The organism is Saccharothrix coeruleofusca (genome assembly GCF_017876325.1).
Taxonomy (GTDB): domain Bacteria; phylum Actinomycetota; class Actinomycetes; order Mycobacteriales; family Pseudonocardiaceae; genus Actinosynnema; species Actinosynnema coeruleofuscum.
On record NZ_JAGINV010000001.1, the window covers coordinates 406,336 to 422,403 of the forward strand.

A 16,068-nucleotide genomic window follows, 5' to 3' on the forward strand; every position below is an offset into this window, starting at 1 on the left:
CCCGCGGTGAGCTGGGACTTCCGCACAGGACCACCCCGGTTTGACCCCGCTGACCGCCGCAACGTAACCTGATAAGCGGCCCGCCGTCCGGTGGGCCCTGTCGTGCGAAGCCCAGTCCACGCGCAAACCAGTGGAGCTGAGGCGCGCGTGGCCCAGTCCCGTCGAGTAGCAGGAGACTTCCGTCCCGATGTACGCGATCGTCAAGACCGGCGGCAAGCAGTACAAGGTGGCTGTCGGCGACGTCGTCGAGGTCGAGAAGCTCGAGGGCGAGCCGGGCACCGAAATCACCTTCCCGGCGCCGCTTCTCGTCGTGGACGGCTCTGACGTCACGGCCGACGCCGACGCCCTGGGTAAGTTTTCGGTGACCGGCAAGGTCGTCGAGCAGACCAAGGGTCCCAAGATCCGCATCCACAAGTTCAAGAACAAGACCGGCTACCACAAGCGTCAGGGTCACCGCCAGAAGCTGACCCGCGTCGAGGTCACCGGCATCACCGGTAAGTGAGGATCTGACTAGCCATGGCACACAAGAAGGGCGCGTCCAGCTCCCGCAACGGCCGTGACTCGAACCCCCAGTACCTCGGGGTCAAGCGGTTCGGTGGTCAGGTCGTCAAGGCTGGCGAGATCCTGATCCGCCAGCGCGGCACCAAGTTCCACCCCGGTGTGAACGTCGGCCGCGGCAAGGACGACACGCTGTTCGCGCTGGCTCCCGGCGCGGTCCAGTTCGGCGTGAAGCGCGGCCGCAAGACCGTGAACATCGTTCCGGCCGAGGCTGCCTGAGTTTCCGACCCCTGGGCGCCGTGGTCCGCTGAAACGCGGAGCACGGCGCCCAGTGGCGTTTTCCGGGGTTAACCCCATCGAGTGAGGAAGTGGTTTCCGTGTCCCGTTTCGTCGACCGGGTGGTCATCCACGTCGCGGCCGGTGACGGCGGCAACGGGGTGGCCTCCGTGCACCGCGAGAAGTTCAAGCCGCTGGGTGGTCCGGACGGCGGCAACGGCGGCAAGGGCGGCGACGTCGTCCTGGTGGTCGACTCGCAGGTGCACACCCTGCTGGACTTCCACTTCCGCCCGCACGCCAGCGCGGGCAACGGCAAGGGCGGCCAGGGCGGCAACCGCGACGGCGCCAACGGCGCCGACCTGGAGCTGCGCGTGCCGGACGGCACCGTGGTGCTCACCCCGGACGGCGAGCTGGTCGCCGACCTGGTGGGCGAGGGCACCCGGCTGGTCGCCGCCAGGGGCGGGCGCGGCGGCCTGGGCAACGCGGCGCTGGCGTCCAAGGCGCGCAAGGCCCCCGGCTTCGCCCTGCTGGGCGAGCCGGGCGAGGCGCACGACCTGGTGCTGGAGCTGAAGTCCGTCGCCGACGTGGGCCTGCTTGGCTTCCCCTCGGCGGGCAAGTCGTCGCTGATCTCGGTGCTGTCCGCGGCCAAGCCGAAGATCGCCGACTACCCGTTCACCACGCTGGTGCCCAACCTGGGGGTGATCACCGCGGGCGAGACGGTGTTCACCATGGCCGACGTGCCCGGCCTGATCCCCGGCGCGTCCGAGGGCAAGGGCCTGGGCCTGGACTTCCTGCGCCACATCGAGCGCTGCGCGGTGCTGGTGCACGTGGTCGACTGCGCCACCTACGAGTCCGGCCGCGACCCGCTGTCCGACATCGACGCGCTGGAAGCCGAGCTGGCCAAGTACACCCCGTCGCTGGCCGACGACCTGGCCGAGCGGCCGCGCGTGGTGGTGCTGAACAAGATCGACGTCCCCGAGGCCAGGGACCTGGCCGAGATCGTCCGCCCGGACGTCGAGGCGCGCGGCCTGCCCGTGTTCGAGGTGTCCACGGCCAGCCGGGAGGGCCTGCGGGAGCTGACCTTCGCCCTGGCCAAGGTGGTCGAGGAGTACCGCGCGGCGCGGCCGGTGCAGGAGGCCACCCGGATCGTGCTGCGGCCCACCGCGGTGGACGACCAGGGCTTCACCGTGGTGGAGGACCCGAACACGCCCGGCGGCTTCATCGTGCGCGGCGCGCGGCCCGAGCGGTGGATCAGGCAGACCGACTTCAGCAACGACGAGGCGGTGGGCTACCTGGCCGACCGGCTGGCCCGCCTGGGCGTGGAGGACGTGCTGGTCAAGATGGGCGCGGTGCCCGGATGCCAGGTCACCATCGGCGACCTGGTGTTCGACTGGGAGCCGTCCACGCCCGCGGGCATCGCGGCGACCGCGCTGACCGGGCGCGGCACCGACGTGCGGCTGGAGCCCAACAACCGGGTGGGCGCGGCCGAGCGCCTGGCCGCCAAGAAGGCCCGCAGGCTGCCCGGCGTGTACGAGGACGACGAGGACTTCGAAGAGGACGAGTGAGCGCTCCGGTGGCGGTCTCGCAGGCCCGGCGGGCGGTGTCGGCGGCGGGCCGGGTCGTGGTGAAGGTCGGTTCGTCGTCGCTGACCACGGCCGAGGGCGGGCTGGACCCGGCGCGGCTGGACGCGCTGGTCGACGCGGTCGCGGCGCGGTGTGCGGCGGGCAGCCAGGTGGTGCTGGTCTCCTCCGGCGCGATCGCGGCGGGCCTGGCCCCGCTGGGCGTCACCCGCCGCCCGCGCGACCTGGCCACCCAGCAGGCCGCCGCCAGCGTCGGGCAGCTGGCGCTGGCGCACGCCTACGCCAACTCCTTCGGCCGCTACTCGCTGACCGTGGGGCAGGTGCTGCTGACCGCGGACGACGTGGTGCGGCGGGCGCACTACCGCAACGCCCAGCGCACGTTCTCCCGGCTGCTGGCGCTGGGCGCGGTGCCGGTGGTCAACGAGAACGACACCGTGGCCACCGAGGAGATCCGGTTCGGCGACAACGACCGGCTGGCCGCGCTGGTGGCGCACCTGGTCGGCGCGGACGCGCTGTTCCTGCTCTCCGACGTGGATGCCCTCTACGACGGCGACCCGCGCCGGGCCGGGGCGCGGCGGATCACCGAGGTGGCCGGGGCTGCCGACGTGGCCGGGGTGCGGGCGGGCGCGGTCGGGGCCTCGGGCCTGGGCACCGGCGGCATGGCCTCCAAGCTGGCCGCCGCCCGGCTGGCCGCCTCGGCGGGCATCCCCGTGCTGCTGGCGGGCGCGGCCGACGCGGTGCGCGCGCTGGGACCGGCGGACGTGGGCACCGCGTTCGCCACCACCGGCCCCCGCCTGTCGGCGCGGCGGTTCTGGCTCGGCCACGCCGCCGACGCCACCGGCAAGCTGTGGCTGGACGACGGGGCGGTGGCCGCGGTGGTCGACCGCAGGCGGTCCCTGCTGGCCGCGGGCGTGACGGCGGTGGACGGGGCCTTCGAGGCCGGTGACGTGGTGGAGCTGGTGGACCCCGCGGGCGCGGTCGTGGCGCGCGGCGTGGTGGCCTTCGACGCCGCCGAGTTGCCCGGCCTGATCGGCCGCTCCAGCCACGACCTGCCCGCCGAGCAGCGGCGCGAGGTCGTGCACGCCGACGACCTGGTCCCCCTCCGCACCTGACCCACCCGCGAACCGAGCGTTCGGGAACCGGGCGGTGTTCACCGGCCCGCGCGCCACTCCGAGGCCAGCAGCCCGAACAGCAGGTCGTCGGTCCACTCGCCCCTGTGCAGCGTGCTGGCCACCCGGTGGCCCTCCAGCCGGAACCCCAACCGCTCCAGCAGCCGCGCCGACCGCTCGTTGCGGGCGTCGCACTCCGCGGCCACGCGGTGCAGCCCCCGCTCGGCGAACAGGTGCTCCAGCACCCGTCCGACCGCCTCGGTGGCGTACCCCCGGCCCTGGTGGGCGCGCGCGAAGGTGTACCCGATCTCGGCCTGCTGGAGGTTCTCGTGCAGGTTGACGCCGATGTCGCCGATCAGCTCGCCGCGCAGCTCCACCGCGTACTGGAACCACCCCGGCGCCGCCGGGTCCAGGTCGGCGAGCTCGCGGACGAACTCCACCGCTCGCCGCACCGGCAGCGGCGGGTCCCACCCCTGGTACCGCGCCACCTCGGGGTCGGACCGGTAGGCGGCCAGCGCCTCCGCGTCCGAGTCCTGGAAGCGCCGCAGCACCAGGCGGCGCGTCACCAGCCTCACGCCCTCACCCGCCTCACGCCGTCACGGCCAGCGCGAACGGCAGCACCGCCCGCGCCCCGCCGCGCCGCAGCAGCCGGGCCGCGACCGTCATGGTCCACCCCGTGTCGACCTGGTCGTCCACCAGCAGCACCGGACCGTCCACGGCGGACAGGTCCGGCGCCTGCTCCGCGCGCACCAGCCCGGCCAGCCGCTGCGCGCTGTTGGCCCGGCGCGGCGCCTCGCCCAGCCACACCTGGCCGAGCAGTGGCAGCCGCCCCACCTGCGAGATCCGCTGGCCGAAGCTGCCCACCAGGGCCGGGCGGGTGCGCGAGCCGACCGTGACCACGCCGACCGGGCGCTGCGCCCAGTCCCAGGCGGACAGCACCTTCACGCACGCCGCGAACACCTCGTCGGGGATCTCCCGGTCGTCCTCGGCGAACAGGGCGCGCAACCGGTTGCCCCAGCCGATGTCGGTGAGCCTGCCCAGCGCCCGCCCCGGTTCGGCCGCCTCGCCCGCCGGGATGCGCCCGGACAGCGGCACGCCGACCGCCGCCATGCCGGTCGGCCACTGCTTGCGCGGCGCGATCTCGACGCCGGGCCGCAGCAGCCGCTCCCGCGCCGCGGCCGCCGCGCTGTCGGACACCTCGGCCGACGGCCGCTGCCCGGTGCAGTTGTCGCACCGCCCGCACGGCGCCGCGTGGGGGTCGTCCAGCTGCCGCAGCAGGAACTCCATCCGGCACCCGTCGGTGGACAGGTAGTCCAGGACCGCCTGCTGCTCCACCCGGCGCGCCTGCTCGATGCGCCGGTACCGCTCGGCGTCGTAGGACCACGGCTGCCCGGTGGCCTCCCAGCCGCCCCGCACCCGCCGCACCGCGCCGTCCACGTCGAGCACCTTGAGCACCACCTCCAGCCGGGTGCGCGACAGCTCGACCAGCGGCTCCAGCGCGGCGGTGGACAGCGGGCGGTCGCCGAGCGCGTCGAGCACCTGGCGCACCACCCGTTCCGGCGGGAACGCCAGCGACGCGAAGTAGGCCCAGATGTCGCGGTCCTCCGGGCCGGGCAGCAGCAGCACCTCGGCCCGCTCCACGCCGCGCCCCGCGCGGCCGATCTGCTGGTAGTAGGCGATCGGCGACGGCGGCGCCCCCAGGTGCACCACGAAGCCCAGGTCCGGCTTGTCGAAGCCCATGCCCAGCGCGGAGGTGGCCACCAGCGCCTTGACCCGGTTGGCCAGCAGGTCCTCCTCGGCGCGCTGCCGCTCGGCGGGGTCGGTGCGGCCCGAGTAGGCCGCCACCTCGAACCCGCGCTCGCGCAGGAACGCCGCCACGTCGTCGGCCGAGGCCACGGTCAGCGCGTAGATGATGCCCGAGCCGGGCAGCCGCTCCAGCCGCTCGGCCAGCCAGCCCAGCCGGGCTTCGGCGGTGGGCAGCCGCACCACGGACAGCCGCAGGCTCTCGCGGTCCAGCGGGCCGCGCAGCACCAGCGTGTCCGATCCCGCGTCCGCCCCGGCGCCCAGGCCGAGCTGCTCGGCCACGTCGCGCACCACCCGGTCGTTGGCGGTCGCGGTGGTCGCCAGCACCGGCACGCCGGGGGGCAGCTCGGTCAGCAGCGTGCGCAGCCGCCGGTAGTCCGGCCGGAAGTCGTGGCCCCAGTCGGAGATGCAGTGCGCCTCGTCGACCACCAGCAGTCCCGCCGACGCGGTCAGCGAGGGCAGCACCGAGTCCCGGAAATCCGGGTTGTTCAGCCTTTCAGGTGAGACGAGGAGCACGTCGACCTCGCCTGCGGCGACGCGGTCCTGCACCTCCTGCCACTGGTCGGTGTTGGCGGAGTTGATCGTCGCCGCGTGCACGCCCGCCCGCGCCGCCGCATCGACCTGGTTGCGCATCAGCGCCAGCAGCGGCGAGACGATGACCGTGGGCCCCTCGCCGAGCTGCCGCAGCAGGGCCGTGGCGATGAAGTACACCGCCGACTTGCCCCACCCCGTGCGCTGCACGACCAGCGCGCGGCGCCGCCGCGCCACCAGGGCGTGGATGGCCGTCCACTGGTCCTCCCGCAGCACCGCCCCCGGACCGGCGAGCGCCCGCAGCCGTTCCTCGGCCAGTTCCCGCAGTGCGTTGTCGTCCACGCCGACCACCATGGCAGGTGGGTCCGACACCGCGCTTCCAGCCCCTGATATGGCCACGACACGGCAGGCGGCTGACCGTAGGCTTGCCCCCGTGACTGACGACCTGCGCGAACAGGTGCACGCGGCGGCTCGGCGCGCCCGCGTCGCCGCCGACGAACTCGTCCTGGCCACCCGCGAGCGCAAGGACGCCGCGCTGCACGAGATGGCCGCCGCCCTGCGCGCCCGAGCCCACGAGGTCCTGGAGGCCAACGCCAAGGACATCGAGGCGGGCCGGGCCGCCGGCCTGGCCGAGAACCTGCTGGACCGCCTCGCGCTCACCCAGGGGCGCGTCGAGGGCGTCGCGGCGGGGCTGGAGGTCGTGGCGGGCCTGCCCGACCCGATCGGCGAGGTGCTGCGCGGCTCGATCCTGCCCAACGGGCTGGAGCTGCGGCAGGTCCGCGTTCCGATGGGCGTGGTCGGCATGGTCTACGAGGCGCGCCCCAACGTCACCGTCGACGCCGCGGGCCTGGCGCTGAAGTCCGGCAACGCGGCGCTGCTGCGCGGCTCGTCCACCGCCGAGCACTCCAACACCGCGCTGGTGGCGATCCTGCGCGACGCGCTGGAGGCCGCGGGCCTGCCCGCCGACGCGGTGCAGCTGCTGCCCTGCCACGACCGCGCCTCGGTCACCCACCTGATCACCGCGCGCGGCCTGGTCGACCTGGTGATCCCGCGCGGCGGCGCGGGCCTGATCAACGCGGTCGTGCAGCAGGCCACGGTGCCCACCATCGAGACCGGCGTGGGCAACTGCCACGTGTACGTCGACGCCACCGCCGACCTGGACATGGCCGAGCGCATCGTGCTCAACTCCAAGACCCGTCGCAGCAGCGTGTGCAACGCGGCCGAGTCGCTGCTGGTGCACGCCGACATCGCGGACGAGTTCGTTCCCCGCGTCACCGCGGCGCTGCAGAAGGCGGAGGTGACCGTCCACGGCGACGACCGGTTCGCCCGCGCCGAGGGCGTCGTCGCGGCCACGGACGACGACTGGGACACCGAGTACCTGTCGCTGGACATCGCCGCCCGCGTGGTGGGGTCGCTGGACGAGGCCATCGCGCACATCGCCGCGCACGGCTCCGGGCACACCGAGGCCATCGTCACCAACGACGTGCGGGCCGCGCGCCGGTTCACCACCCGCGTGGACGCGGCGGCGGTCGTGGTCAACGCCTCGACCGCGTTCACCGACGGCGGCGAGTTCGGCATGGGCGCGGAGATCGGCATCTCCACCCAGAAGCTGCACGCGCGCGGACCGATGGGCCTGTCCGAGCTGACTTCGTCCAAGTGGGTGGTCTGGGGCGAGGGGCACGTCCGGCCCTCGTCGTGAGCAGGCGCGGGGACGCGGCGGCGACCAAGGCCGCGCTGCTGGACGCCGCAGCGCGGCTGTTCGCCGAACGCGGGTTCGACCGGACCACGGTCCGCGACATCGCGGCGGTGGCCGGGGTGAACCAGGCGCTGCTGTTCCGCTACTTCGGCAGCAAGGACGCGCTGTTCGCGACCGTGCTGGCCTCCAGGGGGCGGGAGCTGATCGAGGAGTCGCCCGCCGAGCAGCTGCTGTGCCGGATGCTGCTGCGGCTGACCGGGAAGACGGCGCGTCCCGAGGACCACCCGCTCTACGCGGCGCTGCGCTCGGCCCACCACGACACCGCCGCGGCGGTGGTCAACCAGCAGCTGGGCGAGGACTTCGCGCGGGTGCTGCGGTCGCTGACCGACGCGCCGGACGCGGAGCTGCGCGCCGACCTGGTGCTGGCCTGGGTGGTCGGCATCGGCGTGCTGCGCTCGATGTTCGCCAAGGAACCGCTGGCCAGCGCCGACAACCGCGCCGTGGCCGAGCTCGTGCTCAAGGCCACCTCGGTGCTGCTGGAGCGCGTCGACCGGGTTTGACCTCGGGTAACGATCTCTCTACTGTCTGTGTAAGCAAACGCTTACCCAGGGGGACCCGTGGAAGTCCGTTCTTACCCGTTCGGCGAGGCCGTGGAGCTGCGGCCCGACCCGACCATCCTGCGGCTGCAGCGCGAGGAGCCCGTGTCGCGGGTCCGCCTGCCCTTCGGCGGCGACGCCTGGCTGGTGACGAAGTACCGCGACATCAAGACGGTGCTCGCGGACCCGCGGTTCAGCCGCGCCGCGGTGCTGGACCAGAGCCGGGAGGTGCCCAGGGCGGTGCCGCACCGGCAGACCCAGACCAACATCCTGAGCATGGACCCGCCCGACCACACCCGGCTGCGCAAGCTGGTGGCCAAGGGGTTCACCGCGCGGCGCACCGAACTGCTGCGCGAGCGGGCGCAGCGGGTCGTCGACGGGCTGCTCGACGACATGGAGGCGCAGGGGCCGCCCGCCAACCTCGTCGAGGCGCTGGCGCTGCCCCTGCCCATCACCGTCATCTGCGAGATGCTGGGCGTCCCGGTCGAGGACCGCGACCAGTTCCGCGCCTGGTCCGACCAGGCGCTGGCGATCACGGCGTTCACCCCGGAGGAGATCGTCGCGGGCGGTCAGGCGCTGGCCGGCTACATCGCGAGCCTGGTCGCGGCCAAGCGCGCCCACCCCACCGACGACATGCTCACCGACCTGGTGGCCGCGCACGACGAGGGGGACCGGCTCACCGAGGACGAGCTGATCGGCTTCGGCGTGGCGCTGCTGGTGGCGGGGCACGAGACCACCGCCAACCAGATCGGCAACTTCACCTACACCCTGCTCACCCACCCGGACCGGCTGGCCGAGCTGCGGCAGGACCCGTCGCTGGTGCCCGTGGCGATCGAGGAGCTGCTGCGGATCACCCCGTTGAGCGCCTCCGCGGGCTTCCCCCGCATCGCCACCGCGGACGTCGAGCTCAGCGGCGTGACCATCCGGGCGGGCGAGGCGGTGTTCATGGAGTCCGGGGTGGCCAACCGCGACCCGGAGGTGTTCGAGCACCCGGACGTGATCGACTTCCACCGGTCGGCCAACCCGCACATCGCCTTCGGTCACGGCGCGCACCACTGCCTCGGCGCGTCGCTGGCCCGGATGGAGCTGCAGGTGGCGCTGGGCACCCTGCTGCGCCGCTTCCCGGCGCTGGAGCTGGCGGGCGAGGTGGAGTTCAAGAAGGGCAGGCTGCTGCGCGGCCTGGAGAAGCTCCCGGTGAGGTGGTGAAGGTCATGGGCAAGTGGACCGTCGAGGTGGACGGCGGCACGTGCATCGGCAGCGGGATGTGCGCCGCGAGCGCGCCGGACCACTTCCGGCTCGACGGCGCGACCGCGGTGCCGGTCAACGCCACCGTCGAGCCCGCCCAGGCGGTGGTCGACGCCGCCGACTCGTGCCCGATGGAGGCGATCCTGGTCCGCGACCAGGACGGCGCGGTGGTGGCCCCCACCGAGTAGCGCCGCCGGGCAGGACCGCCGGGCAGGACCGCGGAATAGGGGTAGCGACACGGGTGGCCGTCCGGGGACCGGACGGCCACCCGAACTACGCTCACGTCCTATGACCAACCGGCGGATCGGCGTCATGGGCGGCACCTTCGACCCGGTGCACCACGGCCACCTCGTGGCGGCCAGTGAGGTCCAGGCCAGGTTCGACCTCGAAGAGGTCGTCTTCGTGCCCACCGGGCAGCCGTGGCAGAAGAGCGAGCGCGAGGTCAGCGCGGCCGAGGACCGGTACCTGATGACCGTCATCGCCACCGCTTCCAACCCGCGGTTCTCGGTCAGCCGGGTCGACGTCGACCGCGACGGGCCGACCTACACCGTGGACACGCTGACCGACCTCAAGGCGCTGCACCCGGACGCGGACCTGTTCTTCATCACCGGCGCGGACGCGCTGGAGCAGATCCTGTCCTGGCGGCGCGCCGAGCGCGTGTTCGACCTCGCGCACTTCATCGGCGTCACCCGACCCGGCTACGAGCTCAACGGAGCCCACCTGCCACCCGGCGCGGTGTCGCTGGTGGAGGTGCCCGCGATGGCCATCTCGTCCACCGCGGTGCGCGCCCGCACGGCCGCCGGCCTGCCCATCTGGTACCTCGTGCCGGACGGTGTCGTGCAGTACATCTCCAAGCGGAGGCTTTACTCCGTGCCGGATTGACGGCGGACGCCGGTACCCTCATTGACTCGTGCGGGCGTAACGCGGCGTCCGCCGAGGTGATGAGGAGAAACGTGGCAGCCACCGACGAGGCACGACGGTTGGCGCTGGTCGCCGCGAACGCGGCGGCGGACAAGAAGGCGCACGACGTGATCGTGCTCGACGTGTCCGACCAGCTGGTGATCACGGACGTGTTCGTGATCGCGTCCGCTCCCAACGAGCGGCAGGTCGGCGCGATCGTGGACAACATCGAGGAGAAGCTGCGCGAGGCCGGCCGCAAGCCGGTCCGCCGCGAGGGCGCGCGCGAGGGCCGCTGGGTCCTGCTCGACTTCGTGGACGTGGTCGTGCACGTCCAGCACGTGGAGGAGCGCAGCTTCTACGGCCTGGAACGGCTGTGGAAGGACTGCCCGCGCATCGAGTTCGACGCCGGGCCGGTGGCCGCGGAGGGCGCCGAGGCATGACCCTGAACCGGCTCGTGCTGTGGCGGCACGGTGAGACCGACTACAACGCGACCGGCCGGATGCAGGGCCACTACGACTCGGCGCTGACCGAGACCGGGTGGAACCAGGCGCGGTTCGCGGTACCGGTGCTCGCCGGGTTCGCGCCCGAGCTGGTGGTGGCCTCCGACCTGCGCCGCGCGCGGGACACCGCGACGGTGTTCACCAGCGTCATCGGCGTGCCGCTGCGCGTGGACCAGCGGTTGCGGGAGACCAACCTGGGCAAGTGGCAGGGCCTGACCACCGCCGAGATCGAGGCCGAGTGGCCGGGGATGCTCCAGCGGTGGCGCAGCGACGGCACGGTGCCCCCGCCCGACGGCGAGACCAGGGTGGAGGTCGCCCAGCGCGCCGCCGCCGTGGTGACCGACGTGGACCGGGAGTTCTCCGGCACCGTGCTGCTGTGCGCACACGGCGGCCTGATCAGCGCGCTGACCGGGTGGCTGCTGGACCTGCCGGTGGACCGCTGGGGCCTGCTCGGCGGCATCGGCAACTGCCACTGGACGGTGTTCACCCGCAGACCCGGCGGCGACGGGCGCTGGCGCCTGTCGTCGTACAACGCTGGCACCACGCGGTGAGGCTGCTCGTCCTCGGCGACTCGCTGACCTTCCACGGTCCCCAGGGGCCGCTGCCCGCCGACCACCCTCGGCTGTGGCCCAACATCGCCGCCGCCGAGCTGGGCGGCCACGCGGAGCTGGCGGCGGGTTTCGGCTGGACCGCGCGGGACGCCTGGTGGGCGCTGACCGGCGACCCGCGGGTGTGGTCGCTGCTGCCCCGCACCGACGTGCTGGTCTTCGCGGTGGGGCACATGGACACGCTGCCGTCACCGCTGCCCACCTACCTGCGCCACGGTCTGCGCCACCTGCGGCCGGACGGGCTGCGCAGGCGGGCGCGGGCGGCGTACCGGGCCGCCCAGCCGGTGCTGTCGCGGCTGCTGGGCGGCAGGCCGGTGGCGCTGCCGCCGCACCTGACCGAGCGCTACCTGACCGATTCGCTGCACGCCGTGCGGCAGTTCCAGCCGGGCGTGCGGGCGATCGGGATGCTGCCGTCGGTGCACTGCTCGCCGCTGTACGCGGGCGTGCACACCGGCCGCGCGGCGGGGGAGCGGGCGGTGCGCGCGTGGGCCGACCGGGCGGGCGTGCCGCTGGTCGACGTGCCCGCCCTGGTGGGCGAGCACGTGCGGGCGCGGCGCGGCAACCCGGACGGGATGCACTGGGGCTGGGAGGGGCACCGGCTGGTGGGGACCGCCGTGGCGCGGCTGGTCAGCTCCGCGGCGGTCGACGATCCCGGTCCGGCGGGGACGTAGTCTCGGCACCCGTGTCCACCACGATCGTCACCGACTCCACGGCCTACCTGCCGGAGGGGTTCGCCGAGCGGCACGGCGTCCGGGTGGTCCCGCTGCACGTGTCCGTGGAGGGCCGCGGCGGGCTCGACGGCGCGGACTTCGGCCCCGCCGAGCTGGCGGGCGCGCTGGGGGAGCACCGCAGGGTGACCACGTCCCGCCCCACCCCGCAGGAGCTGGCCGAGGTCTACCGGTCGGCGCTGGAAGGCGGAGCCGACGGCGTCGTGTCGGTGCACCTGTCGCGCGAGCTGTCGGGCACCTGGGAGGCGGCCCGGCTGGCCGCCGCCGAGGTGGACGCCGAGGTGGGCGCCGGGCGGGTGCGGGTGGTCGACTCGCGGTCCGCGGGCATGGGGCTGGGCTTCGCGGTCCTGGCCGCCTGCGCGGCGGCCGACGACCCGGAACGCGCGGAGCGGGCGGCGGTGGAGGCGGCGTCGCGGGTGCGCGTCTTCTTCTGCGTGGAGACCCTGGACCACCTGCGCCGCGGCGGCCGGATCGGCGCGGCGGCGGCGCTGGTGGGCACGGCGCTGGCGGTCAAGCCCCTGCTGCACGTGGACGACGGGCGGATCGTGCCGCTGGAGAAGGTGCGCACGATGGGGCGCGCGGTGGGCAGGCTCGTCGACCTGGCCGCCGAGGCGGCGGGGCGCGGGCCGGTGGGCCTGGCCGTGCACCACCTGGCCGCGCCGGAGCGGGCGGCGGAGCTGGCGAGCAGGCTGGACGACCGCGTGCCGGGGTCGACGGGGTGCCTGATCTCCGAGGTGGGCGCGGTGATCGGGGCGCACACCGGCCCCGGTGTGCTCGGTGTGGTGGTGCTGCCGGGCGGGCTCCAGTAGCACACGCCACCGACAACTCCACTCCGACAGCGCGGAGTTGTCCACAGCCCTCCCGGTTGTCCACAGGTGTCGATCATGAGCTGGTGGGCGTGGGCCATTCGGCCTAGCGTCGTTGCCATGTCCGATCACCAGCCCGAGGACCCGACCGCCCGGCTCAAAGCCCTGATGTCGCAAGGCGAACGGCCCTCCGACGACGGCCCGCTCGTCGTGTTCGCCTCCGCCGAAGGGGGCGCCGATCCGCCCGGCAGAGCGCGCCCGCTGCTCCGCCGCTGGCTGCCCGCCCGCTGGCTGCCCGCGTCGCCCGTCGCGCGCCGAAGGCTGGCACTGCTGGCCGGGGTGGGCGCCGGAGCGGTGCTGGCAGCGGTCTTCGCGCTGCACCAGCGCGGCCCGGCAGCCGAAGCACCGCCGCCGGACCTCGCCGTGGCCGAAGCCGCGGCGGTGAGCAAGCCGCCCGAGACCGTGGTGGTCAACGTGGTCGGCGAGGTGGCCAACCCTGGGCTGGTCACCGTGCCCAGCGGAGCCCGCGTGGCCGATGCCGTGCGGCAGGCGGGCGGCCTGAAACCGGGCGCCCCGCTGCACGGCCTCAACCTCGCCCGCAAGCTCGCCGACGGCGAGCAGGTCGCGGTCGGCGTGCCCGCGCCCGCCGACGAGACCGGCCCGGTCAACCTCAACACGGCCACCGAGCAGCAGTTGGACGACCTGCCCGGCGTGGGCCCGGTGACCGCGCAGCGCATCATCGACCGCCGCCTCAAGCGCGGCCCGTTCACCTCGGTCGAGCAGCTGGGCGAGATCGAGGGCATCGGCGGTGCGAAGCTCGCCCGCCTCGCCGAGCTGGTCCGCGTCTGACCGGCGTCCGGTCCGCACCCGTGAACCCGGAAGGAGGAAGACGTGCGCTCCCGCCTGCACCTGGTCCCGGCCGCGTTGGTGGTCTGGTCGACCGCACTGGTCGGGCTGCTGTGGACGTGGTGGGCCGCCGCGGCACTGGGTGTCCTGGCGGGACTGCTCGGTGCCGCGGCGCACCGCCGGTGCGCGCCCGCGGCGGTCGCGGTGATGGTCACCGGCCCGGTCGCCGCCTGCTGGATCGGCTTCCAGGTGCACCAGTCCACCCACCACCCGCTGCGCGCGCAGGCCGAGCGCGGTGCGTCGACAACCGTCCACTTCGAACTCGTCGACCGCCCGCACCCCTTGCGGACGACCGGATTCGGCTCCCGTCCCGGCGGTGTCGACTCGGTGGTGGTGCGAGCGGAACTGTCCGACGGCGCCGAGATCGCCGTGCTGGCGCCCACCGCGGCGTGGCGGGAACTCCTGCCGGGACAACGGGTCGCCGCGAGCGGCACCTTGGCACCGCCCCTGCGCGCCGAGCTGACCGTCGCGGTGCTGCGGGTTCGCGGCCCGCCGCTGGAAGTCGGGCGGGCGCCGGTGTGGCAGCGCGCCGCCGAGTCGCTGCGCGCGGGGCTGCGCCGGGCCAGCGAGCCGCTCGGCCCGGACGCCGCCGGGTTGCTGCCCGCACTGGTGGTGGGCGACACCGACGGCGTGTCGACCAGGGTGGTCGAGGAGTTCCGCACTGCGGGCCTGTCGCACCTGCTGGCGGTCAGCGGGGCGAACCTGGCCATCCTGTGCGGCGCGGTCCTGCTGGTGCTGCGGCTGCTGCGGGCCGGTCCGCGCGGCTGCGCGGCGGGCGCGATGGCCGCCCTGGTCGGGTTCGTGGTGCTGGCCGGTCCGGAGCCGAGCGTCCTGCGGGCGGCGGTGATGGGCGCGGTGGCGCTGCTGGCACTGGTCCTGGGCCGGGAGCGCTCGGCACTCCCGGCGCTCGCGGCGGCCGTGGTCGTGCTGGTGCTCTACGACCCCGCGCTGGCCGTCGCGCCGGGGTTCGGCCTGTCGGTGGTCGCGACGGCCGCATTGGTCCTGTTGGCCCCGCGCTGGGCAGCCGCGATGCGGGACCATGGCGTACCGGTGGGCGTGGCCGAGGCGCTGGCCGTGCCCATGGCCGCGAGCCTGGCGACGGCCCCGCTGGTGGCGGGGATCTCGGGCCAGGTGAGCTTGGTGGCGGTGCCCGCGAACCTGGTCACCGGGCCGGTGGTCGCGCCCGCGACGGTGCTGGGCGTGGCGGCCGCGGTGCTGGCCCCGGTGCACGCGGGGGCCGCCCGCGTCGCGGCGGCGGTGGCCGGGCCGGAGATCGAGTGGCTGGTGCTGGTCGCCCGCACCGCCGCGGCGGTGCCCGGCGCGGCGGTGCGCTGGCCCGGCGGCTGGGGCGGCGGGGCACTGCTGATCGGGGTGCTCCTGCTGGCCTGGGCGGTGCTGCGGCTGAAGCGGCTGCGCGTGCTGGCGGTGGCCGCGCTGGTCGGCGCGGGCCTGGTCCTGGTGCCGCTGGAGGTGGCCGCGCCGCGCTGGCCGGTGCCGGGCTGGTCGGTGGTGGCCTGCGACGTGGGGCAGGGCGACGCGGTGGTGCTGGCCACCGCGGAGCGGGACCGGGCGGTGCTGGTCGACACCGGGCCGGACCCGGTGCCGGTGCTGGCCTGCCTGCGCGGGCTGGGCGTGCGGCGGGTGCCGCTGGTGGTGCTCAGCCACCTGCACGCCGACCACATCGGCGGGCTGGCGGCGGTGCTGGCGGAAGTGGGCGTCGGCGCGGTGGCGGTGGGGCCGTCGCGACGTCCGCGATGGGCTTGGGAGGAGGTGCGCGAACGGGCGCGGGCGGCCGGTGTCCGCGTGGTGGAGCTGGTGTCCGGGCAGCGGCTGAGCTGGCCGGGGCTGGAGCTGGACGTGCTGGGCCCCCGCGCGGGCCCGGTGGAGGACGCGAACACGGCGGTCAACGACGCCTCGGTGGTGCTGCGGGCTTCGACCGGGGCAGGCCGGGTGCTGCTGACCGGCGACATCGAGCTGGCCGCGCAGGCCGGTCTGCTCGGGCGGCACGCCGACCTGCGGGCCGACGTGCTCAAGGTGCCGCACCACGGCTCGAGGTACTCGTCCGCGGCGTTCCTGGAGGCGGTTCGGCCGAAAGTGGCGTTGATCAGCGTCGGAGCGGGCAACCGCTACGGACACCCCAGCGGGGTGCTGCTCGACGCGCTGGCTAGCCGGGGGGCGCTGGTGCTGCGCACTGATCAGGACGGCGACACCGCCGTCCTGCTGGGCCCGGAGGGGCCGCGGATCGCCCGCAGGGGCGACCCGCCGGGGAGGAACTGACAAGGGGAG

The 16,068-nt window shown here is 74.6% G+C and carries 17 protein-coding genes; 15 read left to right on the top strand and 2 right to left on the bottom strand.

Features of this window, described 5'->3' with window-relative positions:
* Nucleotides 1-187: 187 nt before the first annotated feature.
* From rplU to proB, 4 genes are all read left to right on the top strand, one after another.
* Nucleotides 188-502 (top strand): 50S ribosomal protein L21, encoded by a 315-nt coding sequence (gene rplU, locus JOF41_RS01955; RefSeq protein WP_189222112.1) that lies wholly within the window; start codon nt 188-190, stop codon nt 500-502.
* A 14-nt stretch (nt 503-516) separates the two neighbouring features.
* Nucleotides 517-777, top strand: coding sequence for a 50S ribosomal protein L27 (gene rpmA / locus JOF41_RS01960; RefSeq protein WP_189222111.1), 261 nt, complete (start codon nt 517-519; stop codon nt 775-777).
* Between the two features lie 98 nt (nt 778-875).
* Nucleotides 876-2,339 (top strand): GTPase ObgE, encoded by a 1,464-nt coding sequence (obgE, locus tag JOF41_RS01965; RefSeq protein ID WP_189222110.1) that lies wholly within the window; start codon nt 876-878, stop codon nt 2,337-2,339.
* On the top strand, nt 2,336-3,466 hold the full coding sequence (proB, locus tag JOF41_RS01970; RefSeq protein ID WP_189222109.1) for a glutamate 5-kinase: 1,131 nt from the start codon (nt 2,336-2,338) through the stop codon (nt 3,464-3,466). The genes obgE and proB overlap by 4 nt, the downstream gene beginning before the upstream one ends.
* Nucleotides 3,467-3,504: 38 nt before the next feature.
* Here proB and JOF41_RS01975 read toward each other — a convergent pair whose 3' ends face one another.
* On the bottom strand, nt 3,505-4,038 hold the full coding sequence (locus JOF41_RS01975) for a GNAT family N-acetyltransferase (RefSeq protein WP_189222108.1): 534 nt from the start codon (nt 4,036-4,038) through the stop codon (nt 3,505-3,507).
* Nucleotides 4,039-4,051: 13 nt separating this feature from the next.
* Nucleotides 4,052-6,139 carry a RecQ family ATP-dependent DNA helicase gene (locus JOF41_RS01980; protein WP_209615682.1) on the bottom strand — a complete coding sequence of 696 codons (2,088 nt, stop codon included), beginning with the start codon at nt 6,137-6,139 and terminating at the stop codon, nt 4,052-4,054.
* Nucleotides 6,140-6,188: 49 nt separating this feature from the next.
* Between JOF41_RS01980 and JOF41_RS01985 the strand changes: the two genes are divergently transcribed.
* From JOF41_RS01985 to JOF41_RS02035, 11 genes are all read left to right on the top strand, one after another.
* Nucleotides 6,189-7,496 carry a glutamate-5-semialdehyde dehydrogenase gene (locus JOF41_RS01985; protein ID WP_189222107.1) on the top strand — a complete coding sequence of 436 codons (1,308 nt, stop codon included), beginning with the start codon at nt 6,189-6,191 and terminating at the stop codon, nt 7,494-7,496.
* Nucleotides 7,493-8,053, top strand: coding sequence for a TetR/AcrR family transcriptional regulator (locus JOF41_RS01990; RefSeq protein ID WP_189222106.1), 561 nt, complete (start codon nt 7,493-7,495; stop codon nt 8,051-8,053). Before JOF41_RS01985 ends, JOF41_RS01990 begins: the two co-directional genes overlap by 4 nt.
* A gap of 57 nt (nt 8,054-8,110) precedes the next feature.
* Nucleotides 8,111-9,295, top strand: coding sequence for a cytochrome P450 (locus JOF41_RS01995; protein WP_209615684.1), 1,185 nt, complete (start codon nt 8,111-8,113; stop codon nt 9,293-9,295).
* A 5-nt stretch (nt 9,296-9,300) separates the two neighbouring features.
* A complete protein-coding gene (locus JOF41_RS02000) occupies nt 9,301-9,522 on the top strand; it encodes a ferredoxin (protein WP_189222105.1) in 222 nt (73 codons plus the stop codon).
* Between the two features lie 100 nt (nt 9,523-9,622).
* A complete protein-coding gene (gene nadD / locus JOF41_RS02005; protein ID WP_189222104.1) occupies nt 9,623-10,216 on the top strand; it encodes a nicotinate-nucleotide adenylyltransferase in 594 nt (197 codons plus the stop codon).
* 71 nt (nt 10,217-10,287) lie between these two features.
* Nucleotides 10,288-10,674 (top strand): ribosome silencing factor, encoded by a 387-nt coding sequence (rsfS, locus tag JOF41_RS02010; protein ID WP_189222103.1) that lies wholly within the window; start codon nt 10,288-10,290, stop codon nt 10,672-10,674.
* Entirely contained in the window at nt 10,671-11,285 is a 615-nt protein-coding gene (locus JOF41_RS02015) for a histidine phosphatase family protein (RefSeq protein WP_189222102.1), read from the top strand. The genes rsfS and JOF41_RS02015 overlap by 4 nt, the downstream gene beginning before the upstream one ends.
* Nucleotides 11,282-12,013, top strand: coding sequence for a diglucosylglycerate octanoyltransferase (octT, locus tag JOF41_RS02020; protein ID WP_189222101.1), 732 nt, complete (start codon nt 11,282-11,284; stop codon nt 12,011-12,013). Before JOF41_RS02015 ends, octT begins: the two co-directional genes overlap by 4 nt.
* Before the next feature lie 11 nt (nt 12,014-12,024).
* A complete protein-coding gene (locus JOF41_RS02025; RefSeq protein WP_209615687.1) occupies nt 12,025-12,879 on the top strand; it encodes a DegV family protein in 855 nt (284 codons plus the stop codon).
* Nucleotides 12,880-12,996: 117 nt separating this feature from the next.
* Nucleotides 12,997-13,725: a ComEA family DNA-binding protein gene (locus JOF41_RS02030; RefSeq protein WP_244989488.1), complete on the top strand. Its 729-nt coding sequence runs from the start codon at nt 12,997-12,999 to the stop codon at nt 13,723-13,725.
* Between the two features lie 42 nt (nt 13,726-13,767).
* Complete coding sequence (locus JOF41_RS02035; protein ID WP_209615690.1) at nt 13,768-16,059, top strand: DNA internalization-related competence protein ComEC/Rec2; 2,292 nt, start codon at nt 13,768-13,770, stop codon at nt 16,057-16,059.
* Nucleotides 16,060-16,068: the final 9 nt, after the last annotated feature.

Bases quoted from the DNA above. Each gene is read 5' to 3' on its own strand.
- JOF41_RS02015 (WP_189222102.1), top strand. From the start codon at position 10,671: ATGACCCTGAACCGGCTCGTGCTGTGGCGGCACGGTGAGACCGACTAC.
- JOF41_RS02000 (WP_189222105.1), top strand. From the start codon at position 9,301: ATGGGCAAGTGGACCGTCGAGGTGGACGGCGGCACGTGCATCGGCAGC.
- nadD (WP_189222104.1), top strand. From the start codon at position 9,623: ATGACCAACCGGCGGATCGGCGTCATGGGCGGCACCTTCGACCCGGTG.
- JOF41_RS02030 (WP_244989488.1), top strand. From the start codon at position 12,997: ATGTCCGATCACCAGCCCGAGGACCCGACCGCCCGGCTCAAAGCCCTG.
- rplU (WP_189222112.1), top strand. From the start codon at position 188: ATGTACGCGATCGTCAAGACCGGCGGCAAGCAGTACAAGGTGGCTGTC.
- JOF41_RS01985 (WP_189222107.1), top strand. From the start codon at position 6,189: ATGGCCACGACACGGCAGGCGGCTGACCGTAGGCTTGCCCCCGTGACT.
- rpmA (WP_189222111.1), top strand. From the start codon at position 517: ATGGCACACAAGAAGGGCGCGTCCAGCTCCCGCAACGGCCGTGACTCG.